At 45.3% G+C, this 20,409-nt stretch carries 15 protein-coding genes; 9 read left to right on the top strand and 6 right to left on the bottom strand.

What is annotated here, in order from left to right; all coding sequences use genetic code 11:
* Positions 1-341: 341 nt before the first annotated feature.
* Genes map through H8K55_RS12015 form a run of 3 tightly spaced genes read left to right on the top strand, consistent with a single transcriptional unit; the run spans position 342 to position 4,516 of the window.
* Positions 342-1,172, top strand: coding sequence for a type I methionyl aminopeptidase (map, locus tag H8K55_RS12025; RefSeq protein WP_186942316.1), 831 nt, complete (start codon positions 342-344; stop codon positions 1,170-1,172).
* Positions 1,172-3,733 carry a [protein-PII] uridylyltransferase gene (locus H8K55_RS12020; protein WP_186942315.1) on the top strand — a complete coding sequence of 854 codons (2,562 nt, stop codon included), beginning with the start codon at positions 1,172-1,174 and terminating at the stop codon, positions 3,731-3,733. The genes map and H8K55_RS12020 overlap by 1 nt, the downstream gene beginning before the upstream one ends.
* Positions 3,734-3,769: 36 nt before the next feature.
* A complete protein-coding gene (locus H8K55_RS12015) occupies positions 3,770-4,516 on the top strand; it encodes a pseudouridine synthase (RefSeq protein ID WP_186942314.1) in 747 nt (248 codons plus the stop codon).
* A gap of 232 nt (positions 4,517-4,748) precedes the next feature.
* Here H8K55_RS12015 and H8K55_RS12010 read toward each other — a convergent pair whose 3' ends face one another.
* The 6 genes from H8K55_RS12010 to smc all read right to left on the bottom strand — a co-directional run bounded on the left by H8K55_RS12010 (position 4,749) and on the right by smc (position 14,040).
* Positions 4,749-5,609, bottom strand: a complete 861-nt coding sequence (locus tag H8K55_RS12010) for an ankyrin repeat domain-containing protein (RefSeq protein ID WP_186942313.1) — start codon at positions 5,607-5,609, stop codon at positions 4,749-4,751.
* 171 nt (positions 5,610-5,780) lie between these two features.
* Positions 5,781-6,314, bottom strand: a complete 534-nt coding sequence (def, locus tag H8K55_RS12005; RefSeq protein WP_186942312.1) for a peptide deformylase — start codon at positions 6,312-6,314, stop codon at positions 5,781-5,783.
* 32 nt (positions 6,315-6,346) lie between these two features.
* Entirely contained in the window at positions 6,347-7,231 is an 885-nt protein-coding gene (gene galU / locus H8K55_RS12000) for a UTP--glucose-1-phosphate uridylyltransferase GalU (RefSeq protein ID WP_186942311.1), read from the bottom strand.
* A gap of 96 nt (positions 7,232-7,327) precedes the next feature.
* Positions 7,328-9,397 carry an NAD-dependent DNA ligase LigA gene (gene ligA / locus H8K55_RS11995; RefSeq protein WP_186942310.1) on the bottom strand — a complete coding sequence of 690 codons (2,070 nt, stop codon included), beginning with the start codon at positions 9,395-9,397 and terminating at the stop codon, positions 7,328-7,330.
* A gap of 30 nt (positions 9,398-9,427) precedes the next feature.
* The gene (locus H8K55_RS11990; protein WP_186942309.1) at positions 9,428-10,522 is read right to left on the bottom strand and encodes a cell division protein ZipA C-terminal FtsZ-binding domain-containing protein; all 1,095 of its coding nucleotides are present in this window, start codon (positions 10,520-10,522) and stop codon (positions 9,428-9,430) included.
* 5 nt (positions 10,523-10,527) lie between these two features.
* Positions 10,528-14,040, bottom strand: coding sequence for a chromosome segregation protein SMC (gene smc / locus H8K55_RS11985; protein WP_186942308.1), 3,513 nt, complete (start codon positions 14,038-14,040; stop codon positions 10,528-10,530).
* A gap of 472 nt (positions 14,041-14,512) precedes the next feature.
* Here smc and dapC point away from each other — a divergent pair, with 472 nt between their 5' ends.
* The 6 genes from dapC to prmB all read left to right on the top strand — a co-directional run bounded on the left by dapC (position 14,513) and on the right by prmB (position 20,286).
* On the top strand, positions 14,513-15,745 hold the full coding sequence (gene dapC / locus H8K55_RS11980; protein WP_186942307.1) for a succinyldiaminopimelate transaminase: 1,233 nt from the start codon (positions 14,513-14,515) through the stop codon (positions 15,743-15,745).
* Positions 15,746-15,802: 57 nt separating this feature from the next.
* Positions 15,803-16,630: a 2,3,4,5-tetrahydropyridine-2,6-dicarboxylate N-succinyltransferase gene (gene dapD / locus H8K55_RS11975; protein ID WP_186942306.1), complete on the top strand. Its 828-nt coding sequence runs from the start codon at positions 15,803-15,805 to the stop codon at positions 16,628-16,630.
* Positions 16,631-16,707: 77 nt separating this feature from the next.
* Complete coding sequence (locus H8K55_RS11970) at positions 16,708-17,847, top strand: PilT/PilU family type 4a pilus ATPase (RefSeq protein WP_186942305.1); 1,140 nt, start codon at positions 16,708-16,710, stop codon at positions 17,845-17,847.
* Between the two features lie 11 nt (positions 17,848-17,858).
* Complete coding sequence (locus H8K55_RS11965; protein WP_186942304.1) at positions 17,859-18,239, top strand: ArsC family reductase; 381 nt, start codon at positions 17,859-17,861, stop codon at positions 18,237-18,239.
* A 6-nt stretch (positions 18,240-18,245) separates the two neighbouring features.
* Positions 18,246-19,376 (top strand): succinyl-diaminopimelate desuccinylase, encoded by a 1,131-nt coding sequence (dapE, locus tag H8K55_RS11960; protein ID WP_186942303.1) that lies wholly within the window; start codon positions 18,246-18,248, stop codon positions 19,374-19,376.
* A gap of 7 nt (positions 19,377-19,383) precedes the next feature.
* The gene (gene prmB, locus H8K55_RS11955) at positions 19,384-20,286 is read left to right on the top strand and encodes a 50S ribosomal protein L3 N(5)-glutamine methyltransferase (protein ID WP_186942302.1); all 903 of its coding nucleotides are present in this window, start codon (positions 19,384-19,386) and stop codon (positions 20,284-20,286) included.
* Positions 20,287-20,409: the final 123 nt, after the last annotated feature.

The raw sequence follows: 20,409 nt of genomic DNA, 5'->3' as shown, positions 1-20,409 counted from the left end.
CTCAACTTTTTATATCGAGTGAGAAACACCCTTTTCGACCAGATTCGTTCTTTAAGAAACAAACTTATTTACTACTACTCGCCTTTACTTCTAATTAGCATGCAATTTGATCAAGCTAACCATCTATTGTAACTCGAAATGCCGACATTAATCAAGTCTGGCAATAAACTCCAGCTTCACTCGGGCTCATAAACACACCACGCATTCAAAAACACGAGAAATAAATTCACAAAAAGTAAGGATTATTCTAGGGCCATCACAGCGCGCTTGTTACTCCTCGTCTATAATTCACTCTTAAATTCCACTAATTCCCCTATTTACCTTCTGATTGCAGAGAACGCATGTCATCTATTTCTATTAAAACCGCTGAAGATATCGCTGGCATGCGCATTGCCGGTCGTTTAGGATCTGAAGTACTTGATTACATCACGCCCTTCGTCAAAGCGGGCGTCACCACTGGTGAACTTGATCGCTTGTGCCATGAATACATGACGAATGTACAAGGATCTATTCCGGCACCTTTAAATTATTGCCCTCCTGGCTACACACCTTATCCAAAAGCGATTTGCACCTCCGTCAACGATGTGATCTGCCACGGCATTCCGGGCGATAAAGTATTAAAAAATGGCGACGTCGTTAATCTGGATATTACGGTTATCAAAGATGGCTACCACGGTGACAATAGCCGCATGTTTTTCATCGGTGAGCCATCCATTTTAGCGAAACGCCTGAGCGAAATTACTTACGAATGCATGTGGCTGGGTATACAACAAGTCAAACCCGGCAATCATTTAGGCGATATTGGTCATGCCATCCAACAACATGCAGAAAAAGCTGGCTACAGCGTAGTACGCGAATTTTGCGGCCATGGTATAGGTAAGGTTTTCCATGAAGAGCCACAAATTCTGCATTATGGCCGCCCTGGCACACTAGATGAATTGAAACCAGGCATGATCTTTACCATAGAACCGATGATCAACGCAGGTAGCCGCAAGATTCGTACAATGGATGATGGTTGGACGATTAAAACCAAAGATCGCAGTCTGTCAGCACAATGGGAACATATGATCTTGGTGACGGAAACTGGTTATGAAGTATTGACCTTATCCGCTGGTTCGCCACCTCCGCCTGCCTTCATTAGCAAGCAGGCTACAGCACAAGCCACAGCCTGATGAAAACAGCCATCGCGAATGCCATGGCTTTCAAAGCAAAGCTCAAGGCTGAACAGCAAGTCATTATTCAATCCTTCAAAGATAAACCGAAGGCTGAAACTCTGCTCAAAGATTTGTGTCGCTGCGTCGATGCTAACTTAGGTGAAATTTGGAAAAGTTTTAATTTTCCGAAAGAGCTCGCCTTGGTGGCAGTCGGCGGCTATGGTCGCGGCGAGTTATTTCCCTATTCGGACGTCGATGTCTTAATTTTACTAGCCGATCATCCGGACAAAGCCCTCAAAGAAAAACTCGAAAGCTTAGTGCAAATATTCTGGGACATCGGACTAGACATCGGCCATAGCATACGCACGATAGACGAATGCATGACGGAAGCTGCCGCCGACATCACCGTCAAAACAGCGCTGCTCGAAGCACGTCTTTTGGCAGGCAGCCGCAATAGTTTTCGTGAACTGAAAAATCGCTACGATGAGGCAATGAATCCTCAACAGTTTTTCCAAGCCAAACTACTGGAATTACATCAGCGTCACGTCAAATACGAAGACACACCATACAGTCTGGAACCGAACTGCAAAGAAAGTCCGGGCGGCCTGCGCGACTTACAAGTCATTTTATGGGTAGCAAAAGCCGCTAAACTCGGTGACTCATGGGCTGAACTCGCCGCGCATGGCTTGATCACCGCGACGGAAGCGCATCAACTCAAACGCAATGAACGCGCATTCAAAGATATTCGCGTGCGCTTGCACATACAAGCTGGTCGTCGTGAAGATCGTTTGGTTTTCGATCTGCAAAACGCGATCGCCGCCACCTTTGGTTTTGAAACCACTGAATCGCGCCGCGCCAGTGAATATTTGATGCAACGCTATTACTGGGCAGCCAAGGCAGTCACGCAACTCAACACCATCTTATTGCAAAATATTGAGGCGGTACTATTCCCCTTGCCGCACCAGGCGCAAGTCATTAACGAACGCTTTAACGAAGTCAACGGCTTAATCGATATCGTCGAAGAAAATGTGTTTGAACAAACACCGTCCGCCATGCTGGAAGTGTTTTTGCTGTTATCACAAAACGCCAACCTGAAAGGCATGACCGCAAAGACACTACGCGCTTTATGGCATGCACGCAATCTGATCGATGCAGAATTCCGTCACGATATTTTCAATCGCGGCACGTTCTTACAAATTCTGCAATCGCCACGTGGCATTACGCACGTACTGCGTAGCATGAATCAAACTAGTATTCTTGGTCGCTATTTGCCCAACTTCCGCCGCATAGTCGGCCAAATGCAACATGATTTATTTCATGCCTATACCGTTGATCAGCATATTCTGATGGTCGTGCGTAATCTGCGTCGTTTCACCATGACCGAGCATGCGCACGAGTATCCGTTTTGCAGTCAATTAATGGCGAATTTTAATCAGCCTTGGGTCTTGTATATCGCAGCACTATTTCACGATATCGCCAAGGGAAGAAATGGCGATCACTCTGTTTTAGGTATGAGCGATGCGCGTAAATTTTGCTTTGATCATGGCATTTCCAAAGACAATACTGAGCTAGTGATTTTTTTAGTACAGCAGCATTTAACGATGTCGCAAGTCGCACAAAAACAAGATCTTTCCGATCCCGATGTGATTCAGGCCTTTGCGAATTTGGTCAAAGATGAACGTCATTTGACCGCTCTGTACTTACTCACAGTATGCGATATTCGCGGCACCAGTCCAAAAGTATGGAATGCCTGGAAAGGCAAGTTACTAGAGGATTTGTATAAAATTACGCTACGCGTACTTGGTGGAGAAACACCTTCGGCCGACCGTGAGCTAAAAAACCGTCAAGAAGAAGCTCTCAAAGCACTGCGCTTAGTTGGGATAGAAAACAATGCGCATACCAAACTGTGGAATGAACTAGATATCGTCTACTTCCTGCGTCACGACGCGTCTGATATCGCTTGGCAAACGCGCGTATTACACGACAAAATCAGCAGCCCGACACCCATCGTCAAGTGCCGTGTTGCACCTATCGGTGAAGGTTTGCAAGTCACGGTTTATTTGCCAGATCAGGCCGATTTATTTGCGCGTATTTGCAATTATTTTGACTGCAAAAATTTTGCGATTCTCGATGCAAAAATTCATACAACAAAAAGTGGCTATGCACTCGATACCTTTTTGGTGACCGAGCCCGCTTTCGCCAGTAATTATCGCGACATCATTAATTTGATCGAACATGAATTGGCAGAAGTATTGGCAAAGCAGGTTCCATTGAGCACACCGAATCAAGGTCGATTATCACGTTTGTCACGCAATTTTCCTTTGGTGCCAACGGTAGAATTGCGCCCCGACGACAAAGGGCAATACTTCCTTTTATCGATTTCTGCAAACGATAGAAATGGCTTACTGTATTCAGTCGCTGGCGTCCTCGCCAAATACAAAATTAACCTACACACAGCCAAGGTAATGACTCTAGGCGAACGTGTGGAAGATGTATTTCTGGTCGATGGCGCAGCTTTACACAATCCGAAAAATCAAATTCAATTTGAATCTGAATTACTAGATGCACTACGCATCTAAATGAACACTCAAATTCAATAAAAAGAAATATTAGCTATGACAGAACAATTAAGACTCTCCAAACGCATGTCCGAATTAGGACTGTGCTCACGCCGCGAAGCCGATGAATGGATCGCAAAAGGTTGGGTGCGCGTTGATGGCAAGGTAGTATCCGAACTTGGCAGCAAAGTCTTTCCGGATCAAAAAGTCACAGTAGAACGCCAAGCCGCCGCAGAGCAATCTAAGCGCGTCACCATACTCATCAACAAACCAGTTGGCTATGTCAGTGGACAAGCAGAAGACGGCTATGAGCCTGCGATTGCTTTAGTCAAAGCAGAAAATCGCTGGAGCGAATGCAAAGTCGAAAACGAATTTCACCCAACACAATTGCGCAGTTTAGTGCCGGCTGGGCGTTTAGATATTGATTCAGTTGGATTACTGGTGTTGACGCAAGATGGCCGCGTTGCCAAGACCTTGATTGGTGAAAATACCGATGTTGAAAAAGAATACTTGGTACGCGTTGAGTACACCAAACCAGGCAAATTACCTGCTGGCGATTTGCGCTTGCTGAATCACGGCTTAAGCTTAGATGGGAAGAAACTAATTCCCGCGAAGGTACGTTGGATGAATGAAGACCAATTACAGTTCATCCTCAAAGAAGGCAAAAAACGCCAGATCCGCCGCATGTGTGAGATGGTGGGATTGCGGGTGGTTGGTCTGAAGCGTGTGCGTATCGGCAAAGTGCGCTTGGGGCATTTGCCTGAGGGGCAATGGCGGTATTTGCGGGATGATGAGCCGTTTTGATTTTTTGTTTTTTTGGATTTTTTATGAAGGAGCTGGCTTACATTGCTGGCTCCTTTTTTTTGTTTCTGCTATTGATTTTGGCTACGGCCAAAAACCTTTTTATCCTGCCCTGCACCGGAAAAGCTACAAGCTGTACAAATCAAAGAATTAGAATTGTTTCTTAAGAAAGCTGACTCCATTTATATTCTAAGGAAGAGACATCCTTCCTTTTAAATCTGACACCCAAGTCTCGTTATTGACATTCTTTTATAAATAGTCCGTCATAATCCAATTTCCATGCAGGCAATATTTGAGCAAGCCGATCATTTATTTGTTTTGCAGTCTCTTCTTTTAAATTTTTCAAGCATTCATCCGCTCCTAGATTCAATAGTTGCTCTACGATTGATCGAGATGCTGAATTTCCTATAGCAAATAAAAGTGGCGTATCACCATCATTATTTTTAATATTCAAATTAAAACCATGTTTTAGCAGGACATTAAGTGCCGACAAATTATTACCGTTAATAGCAGAAAAAATTAACTCCCCTTCATTTTTTTGTTGTCTGTGATAACTTAATTTAACACCAGAATCAACTAATAAATCAAATGCATACGGGGAACCATTTTTCAATGCAAAATTTATTGCATTTTGATTTTCATACGGTTCGTAATACAACTTAGCCCCCGAATTTATCAATAACCTCATCATTTCTAGATTACCGACGCTCGCTGCGACCATCAACGGTGAGTAATCTTTTTTATCAATACTGTTTGAGGACTCACCATTTTTCAATATAACTGACACAAAACGTTGGAGGTTTTGCTTTATCGCCATTTTCATTATGATCTGCTCATTATCAACAAAAATATTGAGTTTTTTTGCTCGATAAAAATGTTTGATTGCTGCACTCTCCGAGCCATACAATACATTTAACAAAATAAGAGACCTACCACACCCATCTCGCCATTTAGGAGATATTTTTTTATCATGTAATGCAATTTTGATTGCAGTCCAATTTGACGATTGATGACATGCTTCAGAATTTGGTGCTGTTGCAAGCGCAGGAGTACTCAACAAAAAAATTGCGGTAAAAATACATATTAATTTGAACATTTTGGCTTTACCACGGTTTCCATTTTAAGTACCCCAAACTTAACGTTTTAAGTACATTGAAATTGCATGGCTGAAACAAAAAAAAGAGATCAGTTCTGACATTAATACATTTGAAAAGCAAATTCCTCAAATCTCAAAATCAGTTAAGCCATACGTACCACTCACTCAAACTCAATCATCCTCACCAGGATCCAACTCAGGAAACAAAACCTCAGTAAACCCAAATTTAGTCAAATCCTTAATCCGCATAGTATACAAAACCCCATTCAAATGATCGGTCTCATGCTGCACAACCCGCGCATGGAAACCATCCACATCACGACTAATCTTCTGACCATACTGATCAAAACCCTCGTACCGCAAACGACTCCAACGTGGTACCAAACCACGCATGCCTGGCACAGACAAACACCCTTCCCAGGCATCATCAGTTTCATCCGATAAGGGCGTCAATACAGGATTGATCAAAACCGTTTCAGGCACATTCGGTGCATCGGGATAACGTGGATTTTGTTTAAAACCGAAGATCACTAATTGTAAATTGATGCCAATTTGCGGTGCGGCTAAACCTGCGCCATTAGCGTGCTGCATGGTTTCAAACATGTCCGCAATTAGCTGATGTAAGGCAGGCGTATCAAATTCTTGAATAACATCCGACACCTTGAGTAAGCGCGGGTCACCCATTTTTAAAATTGGATAGATCATGGCTTCCTATCTCCAGTTAGCATCAATCACAATTACTTCGCATTCATCAATTCATGCAGATATTTTGCAAACTCTTCACCCACGTCAGGATGTTTTAAGCCGAGCGCAACGCTGGCTTTAAGGTAACCTAGTTTAGAGCCGCAATCGTAACGTTTCGCGTCGCAGCGATAGGCGAACACGGGTTCATCCTTGAGCATTGCCGCGATACCATCGGTTAATTGAATTTCACCGCCAGAACCCTTGCCTAGATTCTCTAAATAATTAAAGATTTTCCCTGACAACACATAGCGCCCCGCTACTGCCAGCGTTGAAGGCGCATCTTCTGGTTTGGGTTTTTCAACGATGCCGTGCATACGTTCCAAATTCGGCTTATAAGCTGTGCCGCTAACGATACCGTATTGATTGGTGAATTCGCGCAAAACATCTTGCACCGCGACGATACTGCCGCCTTCTTGCCCATACAAATCTGCCATTTGCGCGGTAACACTTTTTTGACCGGGACGTACGTCCATTAAATCATCGGCTAATAAGACCGCAAATGGCTCATCGCCGACCACGGGGCGAGCACACAAAACGGCATGCCCCAAACCTAAAGCGGCTGGCTGGCGGATGTAGATGCAATTAATGTTATTCGGAATGACGCTACGAACAATTTCCAATAAAGCGTGTTTGCCTGCAGCTTCAAGTTCGCTTTCCAATTCGTAGGCCGTATCAAAGTGATCTTCAATCGCGCGCTTATTGCGTCCTGTGATGAACACCATTTCGGTAATACCGGCTTCTACCGCCTCTTCCACCGCGTATTGAATCAAGGGTTTATCAACGACCGACAACATTTCTTTGGGCTGTGCTTTCGTCGCTGGGAGAAAGCGGCTACCAAATCCGGCTACGGGGAAAACAGCTTTTTTAATTTTTTGCATGGATATCTCTCACCAATTTTTTTACTTTTTATCTTGTTTGCGTAATTTTCTGTGGAACCTTGTTGGGCTTCACTTCGTTCAGCGCCAACCTACCACTTATTGCGCATTACAAAGCGCAAGCAATTCTTCCTCAGATAAAACCGTCACACCCAATTCACGAGCTTTTAATAACTTGCTACCAGCGTCTTCACCCGCTACGACATAACTGGTTTTCTTGGAAACCGAGCCAGCCACTTTGCCACCATTCTTTTCGATCAAGGCACCTGCTTGTTCTCGACTCAAAGTCGGTAAGGTTCCAGTCAGCACCAAAGTTTTACCTGCAAATATGGCTGTGCTCAAATCCATTTTTTCTATCACGGGCCAGTGTATTCCCGAAGCAATCAGCTGACGCACCAACTCGACATTAAAGGGATCGGCAAAAAAACGGATGATCGATTGCGCAACGACAGGACCTACATCATTAACCTGCAATAGTTGCTCTTCTGTTGCAGCCATCAATGCTTCCATATCAGCGAATGTGAGGGCTAGATCTTTCGCGGTCGATTCACCGACATGGCGTATACCTAGCGCATAAATGAAGCGCGGCAAAGTCGTCGATTTGGAGGCCTCTAATGCATCCAACACGTTCTGCGCCGATTTCTCTGCCATGCGGTCAAGCTCAGCCAAAGCCATCAAACCCAATTTATAAAAATCGGCCGCGGTCGTCACCACGTTTTTGTCGACCAACTGCTCAATCAATTGCTCGCCCAAGCCTTCGATATTCAAGGCCTTACGTGAGGCGAAATGAAACAAGCCGCCTTTGCGCTGTGCCGCACATTTGATCCAACCACCGGAGCAACGGGCAATCGCTTCATCTTCTAACTTGACGATATCAGAGCCGCAAATCGGACATTGTTTCGGCAACACAAACACACTAGTTTGTTCTGGGCGTTTTTCTAGAACACTGGCAACGACTTCGGGAATCACATCGCCAGCACGACGCACAATCACCGTATCGCCAACGCGTACATCTTTGCGTTGAATTTCTTCTTCATTGTGCAGCGTCGCATTCGTTACCGTCACGCCACCCACAAAAACCGGCGCTAAACGCGCAACTGGCGTAATCGCCCCCGTGCGTCCAACTTGCACTTCAATATCGAGTACCGTGGTTAAAGCTTCTTCTGCGGGAAATTTATGCGCAATCGCAAAACGCGGTGCGCGGGACACAAATCCCAATGTTGCTTGCTGATCGAAGCGATTGACTTTGTATACAACGCCATCAATTTCATACGGTAATTGCGCACGCTTCTCTTGTATGCGGCGATAAAAATCTAACAATGCTGGCGCGCCATTAACAACGGCTTTTTCTTCGCACGTCGGAATGCCCATGCTCTGATACCAATCGAGCAAAGCACGATGTGAAGTGGGCAAATCGGCATCCTCTAACAGACCAATGCCATACGCAAAAAACCGCAAACTTCGTTGTGCGGTAATTTTTGAATCGAGTTGACGCAAACTACCAGCCGCCGCATTACGTGGATTGGCAAATTCTTTTGCACCGAGGTCGCGTTGACGTTGATTTAATTTATCAAAATCAGCCTTAAACATGAGAACTTCACCGCGCACATCCAGAATTGCCGGTGGCTTCTCACAACGCAGGCGTAAAGGCAAACTACGAATTGTGCGGATATTTTCGGTAACATCCTCACCAGTATAACCATCACCGCGCGTCGCTGCCTGCGTAAATACGCCATTCACGTAACGCAGATTAATCGCTAAGCCATCAAACTTTAGATCTATCGCATATTCGATATCTTGATCGATGATTTCTAATCCCTCGCGCGCACGACGATCAAACGCGATCACATCGTCGTCTTCGAAACCATTATTCAAAGACAGCATAGCTACTGCATGTTGAACCTGGGAGAATTCCGGCAGTATCATGCCGCCCACTCTTAACGTAGGGCTATCTGTCGTTTTTAATTCAGGATATTGTGCCTCTAGCGCTTGCAATTGCTGAAAGAGTTTGTCGTATTCCGCATCGGGTATGGTGGGCGCATCGAGGGTGTAATAGTTATAACCATGTTGCGTCAACTCGCGACGTAAACGCTGTGCCAAGTCTGGCAATGACTCTTGTTCTCGTCCGGCTTGCGGACCTGCATTGCCAGCAAATAAATCATTTTGCATGATGAAGCGCTCTACTAATTAACTACTCAATTAACTAAACAGGCGCTTGGCGCGACGTGACCCAGCCGGGATCTCAGCCACCGCCATCGCATTACAAAAGTCGCGCACTTGATCGGCGATTTCCGCTAAGGCTTGATCAGAAATTGGGTTATTTCCATCGTCAACGACTGTTCCACCCAGACGTGACGCTAAGGATCGTGCGCATTTTGCCATCACGCCAAAACCTTCTAAATCTGGCGATACACAAGGCACATCCAGTAACAAGGTCAATTTAGAGGTCACAGTTTCGCTGGCACTAACATTGGTCGACAGCGTAAACAAGTTACCGACATCACCATCCGGCATTACTAAGCGACCATCTGGACGTACATCAAAGCCCTGTTTCTCCAAGGCTCCCAATAAAGTCGTGATATCCCAAGGTGCACCATTGGATAAAACATTGACACTCAGTTGTGCATCGTGTTCCGCAACAAATTGATGTAATTCACGCGCATTCGACATCACACGATTCATGTCTGGCACATCAGAATGCGCATTGAAGCGATCAGCGATCTCGCGCAGTTTACTGACGAATTCGGAATACTCTAATTCATTCAAAGGACCGCTACGACTGACCATTTGTACGCCAGCGAACAGCGCAGTGTAAACACCGCCATGGGCGATTTCATCACGTTTTCCATCATGCGTTAAACCAATGAAGTGCACAGGCTTACGTCCCACGTATTTCAAATCACTGATTTCTTTAAGTAATTTTTCACCACGAATCGGTGCTTCGAATTCGAGTGGAATAACGCAATCGATCAAATCATCCACCGATAATTCTTTACCATACATCGTGGCATCAAAGTCCGGCTTACTGTTATAAACCTGATCGGCGTTGGAAGTGTCAGCAGTTGCGTCTTCGTCCATGTCGCCAATGCCACTCAAATCGTCTTGATCAAATTGTGGTTCCTGACGAATCAAATCCGCGTCATCACGCGCACTCATTAAGACATCATCATGTCCGCCAGAAAAGGCGCGGTCGACGCTTTTCCGTGCACGATATTCCTGCCATTTACTATAAATATAAACCACCACTACAAATGCAACACCTGCAATGATCAAACTCATCGTTAACTCTGACATACCGCTTAACCCTCACCAACTAAACTTGCCGCCGATTCCATATCGACCGCAACGATTCGAGAAACCCCCTGCTCTTGCATAGTGACACCAATTAATTGTTGTGCCATTTCCATTGCAATCTTATTGTGGGAGATAAATAAAAATTGTGTATTGCTAGACATACGTTTCACCATATTACAGAAACGTTCCGTGTTTGAGTCATCCAGTGGCGCATCGACCTCATCGAGTAAGCAGAATGGGGCTGGATTTAATTGGAACATCGAGAACACCAATGCGGTCGCCGTCAATGCTTTTTCACCACCCGATAACAGATGAATCGTCGCGTTCTTTTTACCTGGCGGTTGCGCCATTACCTGCACACCAGAATCGAGAATTTCGTCGCCCGTCATAATCAATTTTGCCTGACCGCCACCAAACAAAATCGGGAACAATTCGGCAAAATGATGATTCACGCGATTGAAAGTATCTTGCAACAAATCTCGTGTTTCTATGTCGATTTTGTGAATTGCATCTTGCAAAGTCGTGATCGCTTCGGTCAAATCGGCATACTGCGCATCGAGGAAAGTCTTGCGTTCAGTTGCTTGCGCCAACTCGTCTAACGCCGCCAGATTGACTGCACCAAGTGCTGCGATCGCATTGGTTAAACGCGTGACCTCACCTTGTAAATAAGATGGCTTCAAATCGTCATGTAACTTCTCTTCAAGGGCAGCTTCATCGACTTCAAAATTACGCAATTGTTCTTCGTACTGCTCTTGATTCAGGCGTGCCGCTTGCTCTTTCAATTGTAGTTCTACGATGCGATCACGCTGCGGTTGCAGGCTGCGTTCGACTTGCATTTTCGATTCTTCTGCGTGCCGCAATTTTTGTGTTAATTGATCGAGCTCATGCCGTGCATCAGCCAAGACACGTTCTTGATCGCTACGTTTTTCCAGCAGAGTTTGCAAACCAGCATGCGCGGTTTGCTCATCCATGCTTTCTAGTTCGAGCTGGCCTTGCTGCATGTTCGCGAACAATTGCGAAGATTGCTCCAAGGCAGTGGCAATACTACGCTTGAGTTCTTCCATTTTGACGCGATGGGTTTTCTCGGCAAAACTTGCTTCTTGCGCCGCCAATTCCAGATCACGCAGACGAGAACGTGCGTCATTTAGTTGCTGTTCTTTTTCAAGAAAGGCGGTCTGTCCATCTTCGTGCGTTTCCTGCATTTCCGCCAGGGCGATATCGAGCTCTTCGAATTTCGCTTCCGATTCTGCGCGTGCTGTTTGTTGCTCTTGCTCTTGCTCGGCAATCTCTGCCAAGTCTGAATGAATCTGCGTGCTACGCTGATTAAAACGCTCTTGGACTTCAGCCAACTTCATGTACTCAATTTGCAGACCATGCACCGCCTGCGTTAAACCAGCGACGCGTACGCGCAACTCTTGCAATGCCTGAGTCGCCTGGCTTAATAAGGCTTCGGCGCGCACTGCACGGGTTTTGCCTTCGTCGGCCAACAAGTGTTGAGCGCGGGCTTGCTTGGTAATATTTTCAATTTCTTGCTGGCGCGCGAGCACGCCATCTTGCTCAGAATCTGCAGCGTAAAATCGTACGCTGTTCGCGCTGATCAAATGCCCTTCTTTGGTAATGAAACTAGCGCCGGCTGGCAACTTCGCACGTTCGGCAAATGCGGTTGGTGCATCTGGTGCGATATAGACATTGTGCAACCAATCTTGCATCACGCTGCGCACACCCGCGTCATTGAGTTGCAATAGACTGAGTAAAGGCTTCAAACCTTCCACCACAGCTACGGGGGCGATGACTTGTGGTGCATACAGTGCCAATTTCGCTGGTGGAGCATCATTAAAAAATGCTTTCGCCCATTCCAAATTCGACATTTCCAAGGCGGAAGTGCGCTCACGCAGGATAGATTCGAGCGCGGTTTGCCAGCCGTTTTCTATCTGCACTTTTTGCCATAACTTCGGCAATTTTTCTAATTCATGTTTCGCCAACCACGGTTGAACCTTGCCTTGGCTTTCTACTTTTTCTTGTAGCGATTTCAAGGCCGCCAAACGCGCATCGAGTTGGGCTGATTGCGTTGTGTCTTTATTGACTTGTTCTTGGGCGGAACGACGTTCTTCTTCCAACCGCGGCAAACGTTCTTGCGCTTCTTCCAGTTGCATCGTCGTTTCTTCTAACATCTGCTTTTTTTCTTCAAGTTGCAGAGCCAGATTTTGTAAATGAGAAGAGTCCGGGATAACCAAACCTTGCTTCTCTTGGTTCAGACGTTCACGACGTACTGCTAAGGTATTCAGAATATTCGAAGCATTGCGTTGATGTGCAGATTCGAGTTCTATCTGCTGTTGCATCTGCATAATTTTGGCGCGCGACTCGGTCGATTTGAGTTGTGCATCACGCCAGACTTGCTCTAACGCTGGAATTTTTTCGTTTTGTTGCGCTACTGTCTCTTGTGCTTGTTCGCTACGCATCGCCAATTCTTCAACGTGCATTTCTGCATCAGATAAATCATCTTGGAATTGCTGACCTTGGCGCTGCCATTGATCGCGTTGCGCTGACAGGGAATTTAATTGTGATTGCAAACGTGCACGTGATTCAATAACGAATTTAATCTGCGCTTCAAGACTGCCAATTTCAGCATTAGTTTGATACAAATTACCCTGCGCCTGATGCATCTTGTCGCCGACGGCATAATGCGCCTGACGCATTTGATCGAGTTCTAATTCGACATGGCGTAACTTGGCCGTTTGTTCTTCCAGATCAAGCTGGCATTTCTCAATTTCAGCGAAATGCTTTTTTTGCTCAGTTGCAGCTTCGCGCTTACGCAACATCCACAATAATTTTTGTTTCTCTTCTTGATCTGCCTGTAAAGAATGATATTTGTTGGCGACAACAGCCTGCGCTTCAAGTTTTTCTAAATTATTATTTAACTCGCGCAGAATATCTTCAACCCGCACCAAATTTTCGTGCGTATCGTGAATGCGATTTTCGGTTTCGCGGCGACGCTCTTTATATCGTGATACACCCGCAGCTTCCTCCAAGAACACGCGCAATTCTTCTGGACGCGATTCGATAATGCGGGAAATCATACCCTGACCGATAATCGCGTAAGCGCGAGGCCCCAGACCAGTTCCTAAGAAAATATCCTGAATATCACGGCGGCGTACTGGCTGACCGTTGATGTAATAGGTTGACGTACCGTCACGCGTCAATGTCCGTTTGACCGCGATCTCGGCGTATTGGCTCCACTGTCCGGCGGCTTTACCTAAACTGTTGTCAAAAATCAGTTCGACCGAGGAACGCCCGGCAGGCTTACGATGCGTTGAACCATTAAAAATAACGTCTTGCATGGATTCACCACGCAATTCAGAGGCTTTCGATTCGCCCAAGACCCAGCGCACGGCATCGATAATATTCGATTTGCCGCAGCCATTCGGACCAACCACGCCGACTAATTGGCCAGGAACATGAAAGTGAGTGGGATCTACGAAGGATTTAAATCCAGCTAATTTAATAGAAGTTAAGCGCACGTTATTTTTATTTATCGATTTTTAGACCAATTTTAGACCAATTTTAGACCAATTTTAGACCAATTTTAGACCAAGATGCACAAATTCAATCCGCTTCTGACACGCTATCAACTCGTCTTTTGCTTTTACAAAAAACATCATAATAGATGACGATTTACTTATTGTTCAAACAAGTAAGGCTGCACATCATAACATTCTGACGGCCTAGTTTTGCAGATTTTGGCAAGTAGGCGACGCTAAAAAACTTCGGCCTTGACACTTTAAGTGAAGGAATGGCAAAACTTCCTTGAACTTGCCCGCTTAGCATAAGCCAAGCGCGGCTATAATACGTCTCTGCTGCAATCTGAAAATGCATAGGCATCCGTCGCTCAAAGCTGGATGTTCAAAGCTGGAAACTCTTAATTAGCTTGCCACATTTTTATCGTTTTAATTTGAAATCCTATTTTCTCCGTATTTTTAAGTGAATTTCTCCGTGAATCCCAATTTAGAAAAACTACAAGCTTATCCGTTTGAAAAATTAAAACGCCTGTTTGCTGGCATTACTCCCAATCCCGATTACCCTCCTATCAGTCTTGGTCTAGGCGAACCTAAACATGCTACGCCTCAATTGATTAAAGATGCCTTAATCGCCAATTTGAATGGTTTAGCCAATTATCCATCGACTAATGGCATCGAAGGATTGCGCATCGCGATCAGCAATTGGTTAGCGCAACGCTATGACATTCCGGCTTTAGATGCTGCAACGCAGATTTTGCCCGTCAATGGCTCACGTGAAGCACTATTCTCATTGGCCCAAGCGGTGATTGATCCAAGCAAGAATAGCCGCGGTGCACCCATCGTGATGTGCCCAAATCCCTTCTATCAAATTTATGAAGGTGCGGCCTACTTGGCTGGTGCGGAGCCCTATTTTGCGAATGCGAATCCGGCAAAAAATTTCGCCCCGGACTTTAGCCAAATTCCTGAATCTATCTGGCAACGCACACAATTGCTTTTTGTCTGTTCACCAGGCAATCCAACCGGCGCAGTGTTAACGCTGAATGACTGGAAAGAATTATTTGATTTATCGGATCGCTATAATTTTGTGATTGCTGCCGATGAATGTTATTCAGAAATCTACTTTGGTGAAACAGCACCGCTAGGTAGTTTGGCTGCAGCACGTGCATTAGGTCGCGATGATTATCCGCGTTTAATCACCTTATCCAGTCTCTCCAAACGCTCTAACGTTCCAGGCATGCGCTCAGGCTTTGTTGCCGGTGATGCCAATATCATCAAACAATTTTTGCTATATCGCACCTATCACGGTGGCGCCATGTCGCCTAGCATACAAGCAGCATCGATCGCTGCGTGGAATGATGAACAACACGTGATAGAAAATCGTGCTTTATACGTAAAGAAATTTGCACAGGTCACCCCTGTTCTACAAGAAGTTCTCGATGTTGCTCTACCTGACGCCGCATTTTACCTATGGGCAGGCGTTGATAAGCACATTCAAATCTCTGACACAGAGTTCGCGCAAGGTCTTTACCGAGACTATAATGTGACAGTATTACCGGGGAGCTTTTTAGCTCGAGAAGCACATGGCATCAACCCGGGTAGTAATCGCATTCGCATGGCCTTGGTCGCCGAAGTTGAGGAATGCATGGAAGCCGCGCAAAGAATCACTGCTTACACAAAACAATTAATGGAGCTTAATCACACTGGATAGCTCCAGATCATCATTTTCGTATTCAATTTTTTACTTTCACTTTACTCAAATAACGTCATGACACAGCAATTACAAAACATCATCGATCAGGCATGGGAAGACCGCGCTAGTTTTTCACCGAAAAATGCACCAGCAGAATTACGTGAAGCGGTTGCGCACGTATTGGAACAACTTGATTCCGGTAGCTTACGCGTAGCGCAAAAAATTGACGGTGCATGGCATGTCAATCAATGGGTAAAGAAAGCCGTATTACTGTCTTTCCGTCTGGAAGACAATATCGTGATGCCATCTGGCGAGCACATGCAATTTTTCGATAAAGTGCCGACGAAGTTTGCGAATTACACCGCAGAAGATTTCGCTAAAGGCGGCTTCCGTGTAGTCCCACCAGCAGTTGCACGTCGCGGTAGTTTCATCGGCAAAAACGTCGTGTTGATGCCTTCTTACGTCAACATCGGCGCGTATGTCGATGAAGGTGCGATGGTTGATACATGGGCAACGGTTGGCTCTTGCGCGCAAATCGGTAAGAACGTGCATTTATCTGGCGGCGTTGGCATCGGTGGCGTATTAGAACCTATGCAAGCAAATCCAACCATCATCGAAGACAATTGCTTCATCGGCGCCCGCTCCGAAGTCGTCGAAGGCGTCATCGTCGAAGAAAATTCTGTGATTTCTATGGGTGTGTATATCGGCCAATCCACTAAGATTTATGACCGTGCGACTGGCGAAGTTACTTATGGTCGTATCCCAGCAGGTTCTGTCGTGGTATCTGGTAATTTGCCATCGGCATGTGGCAAATATAGTTTGTATTGCGCTGTCATCGTGAAACGCGTTGATGCACAAACACGCTCTAAAACCAGTATCAATGAATTATTACGCGGCGCTTAATTCCGCAGGTTTACGCAACAAAATCAAGCAAAGTCATAACATAGAACAACAGGCTTTATCTTTATAGGGGAATTATCATGGCAATGGATCGTTTGTTTCAGTTGATGAAAGAAAAAAACGCGTCGGATATGTTTTTCGCGATCAATTCACCAATACATTTAAAGATTAATGGCAATCTCCTTCCCATCAATCAACAAAAGATGGATGAAGACAATATTATGGCTTTGCTGGCAGAAGTTCTTTCTACGGAACAGTTAGCGCAGTACAAGCGTGAGAATGAACTCAACATTGGTATTGGTATGGCGGGTGTTGGTCGTTTCCGTCTTTCTGCGTTTAGACAACGTGGCTCTACTTCTGCAGTGTTTCGTTTTGTACCTGGGCATATTCCATCATTTTCGACACTGCATTTGCCGCCGGTGTTGTCTGAGTTGATCATGGAAAAACGCGGTTTGATTTTGGTTGTCGGTGCAACGGGCTCGGGTAAATCGACATCAATTGCCTCGATGCTCGACTATCGCAATGAAACCAAGACTGGCCATATATTGACGATCGAAGATCCAATTGAATATTTATTCAGAAGTAAGAAATCTATCGTCAATCAACGAGAAGTTGGCACAGATGCTGATAGCTTGAAAACGGCATTGCGCAACTCACTGCGTCAAGCGCCTGATGTTATTTTGATTGGTGAAATTCGCGATCTGGAAACCATGATGGCGGCCATTGCTTATGCACAGTCTGGTCACTTGGTCGTTGCAACCCTGCATGCGAATAATAGTTATCAAGCCTTGAATCGCATCATCAGCTTCTTCCCAATTGAAAACCGTAGCGCCCTACTCTTAGATTTGGCGTCTGCTATTAAGGCCGTCATTTCACAACGCTTGATCAAAGCAGTGAATGGTGGTCGCTGCCCTGCAGTCGAAATCATGTTGAATACACGCTATGTAGGCGAATTAATTGAACAAGGAAATATTTTCCAAATCAAAGAGGCCATCGAAAAAAGTCTGGCGCCTGGCTCACAAACATTTGAACGTGCGCTCTTACAATTGATTAAAGATGGCTTAATTACGCAAGAAGAAGGCTTAGCGAATGCGGATTCTGCGAACAATTTACTGTGGTTACTCAACAATGACACAGCGCTTGCGCAAAAAGCCAAAGAAGAGCCTGAGCCAGAACATCACACCGAAGCGACCTTTACTGAATTTAATTTGAACATGTAATTATGAGTGCAATGAGCGCAACAACTAGCATCACCCTATTTGGCATCCCCAATTGCGACACGGTAAAGAAAGCCCGCACATGGTTGGAGCAACAATCGATTCCTTTCGCATTTCACAATTTCAAAAAGGATGGATTGACTGCAGAGCAAATCGAAATCTGGCTACAAAGAATCGAGCTCGATACTTTAATCAATCGCAAAGGTACGACTTGGCGCGCACTCTCAGAAATTCAAAAATCTGAAGCGAATAACAGAGCAAATGCGATCGCATTGATGTTAGAAAATCCGTCCGTCATCAAGCGTCCGGTTTTACAAATCAATGACGACAAATTGACACACGTTGGCGTTGGTTTCAACGAACAACAATACCAAACTATTTTTAAAGAAATCTAAGTTTTCATGAGCAAAACTCTCACACTCACTGAGCAACTAATCGCATTGGATTCTGTTACACCCGAAGATAAAGGCTGCCAAAATACTTTAATCAACTTATTGAAACCATTAGGCTTCCATTGCGAAACTATCCAATCCGGTGATGTCACCAATCTATGGGCGCGCCGCGGCACGAGCCAACCCTTGGTAGTTTTCGCTGGACATACCGATGTAGTTCCAACTGGCCCAGTCACTCAATGGCAATCTGAACCATTTGCACCTACGCACAGAGATGGAAAACTGTATGGTCGTGGCGCAGCAGACATGAAAACCTCGATTGCAGCTTTTGTCGTAGCAACTGAAGAATTTGTCGCTGCGCATCCGGATCATGCTGGCTCTATTGGTTTTTTAATTACCAGTGATGAAGAAGGTCCTGCCACCGATGGTACGGTCGTCGTGTGCAATCAGTTAAAAGCGCGCGGCGAACAACTGGACTACTGTATCGTCGGAGAACCAACTTCTAGTGAAGTGCTTGGTGACACGATTAAGAATGGTCGTCGTGGCACGATGTCAGGTAAACTTACTGTTAAAGGTATACAAGGTCACATCGCCTATCCACAGTTGGCTGAAAATCCGATTCATACAGCCACACCTGCATTAAATGAATTAGTCAGTGAAGTTTGGGATATGGGTAACGACTATTATTTGCCAACTTCCTGGCAAATCTCCAATATTCATGGTGGCACTGGAGCATCAAATGTCATTCCTGGTGAAGTGGTGATTGATTTTAATTTCCGTTTTTCGACAGCTAGCACAGCGGAAGGTTTGCAACAACGCGTGCACGAGATCCTCGACAAGCATCAACTCAAGTACGATCTAAAATGGACCATAGGCGGGCATCCTTTCTTAACTCCAAAAGGTAATTTGAGTGATGCTCTCGCCAAAGCAATCTTGGATGAAACTGGCGTTACTACAGAATTGTCAACAACCGGAGGTACCTCCGATGGTCGCTTCATCGCCAAGATCTGTCCGCAAGTTGTGGAGTTCGGCCCTCCGAATGGCAGTATCCATAAAATTGATGAACATATCGAAGTGCGCTACATCGATCCACTCAAAAACATCTACCGCCGTGCGCTGGAAAATCTTTTACTAAACTAGAATTATTATGACGAGCTCAAACACACTCCCGTTTCAAACCTTACGTGACCTGTTGCGCTATGCCGTAACTCGTTTCAATACGGCGCAACTGTTCTTTGGTCATGGCAGTGCGAATGCTTTAGACGAAGCCGCCTATCTGTTGCTGCATACTTTGAAATTGCCGCTCGATAAAATCGAACCATTTTTAGATGCCCGCCTGTTACCACATGAAATCGATGCGGCGATTGCCGTCATTGAACGTCGCGCTACCGATAGAATTCCGGCATCGTATATTACGAATGAAGCTTGGTTAGGCACGTATAATTTTTATGTTGATGAACGCGTCATCGTACCTCGCTCATTTATTGCAGAATTAATTCCAGAACGCTTCACACCTTGGGTACAAGATCCAGAAGAGGTGACCGATATTTTGGAACTCTGCACAGGTTCTGGTTGCCTGCCTATCATGTTGGCAGATGCCTTTGAAAATGCCCACGTAGATACGGTCGATATTTCTAAAGACGCACTCGCTGTTGCCGCAAAAAATGTCGCTACCTATGAATTAGAAGATCGCATCACGCTGATTGAGTCAGACTTGTATAGCAATGTGCCAGACAAACTCTACGACATGATCATTACGAATCCACCTTACGTGAATTCGAACTCCATGAACAAATTGCCGAAAGAATATTTGCATGAACCGCAAATTGCATTAGCGGGTGGTGACGATGGCATGGATCTGGTGCGCAAGATTGTCGCTGGTGCTGCATCACGCCTCAAGCCAAATGGTATTTTGATGGTGGAAATCGGCAACGAACGCGTATTCGCCGAAGAAGCCTTTGCTGAATTTGGCTTAACCTGGTTGTCAACGAGTGCTGGTGATGACATGGTATTTCTGCTCACGGCTGAACAACTGCAGGAAGGTAATTAATTTGCAGTAAAAGCATCAACAGACTTTTTTTACTCTTTAGTTTTATCGCTCAAAACACTTGTGAAAAAGCGTTTTGAGCATTTTATTTTTGTAGTTCACTACGCCTCTATTTTTTGTTAGTCA

The sequence above is a fragment of the Affinundibacterium flavidum genome (assembly GCF_014284175.1).
Classification (GTDB): domain Bacteria; phylum Pseudomonadota; class Gammaproteobacteria; order Burkholderiales; family Burkholderiaceae_D; genus Undibacterium; species Undibacterium flavidum.
This window is presented reverse-complemented; position numbering and strand designations above follow the sequence as displayed.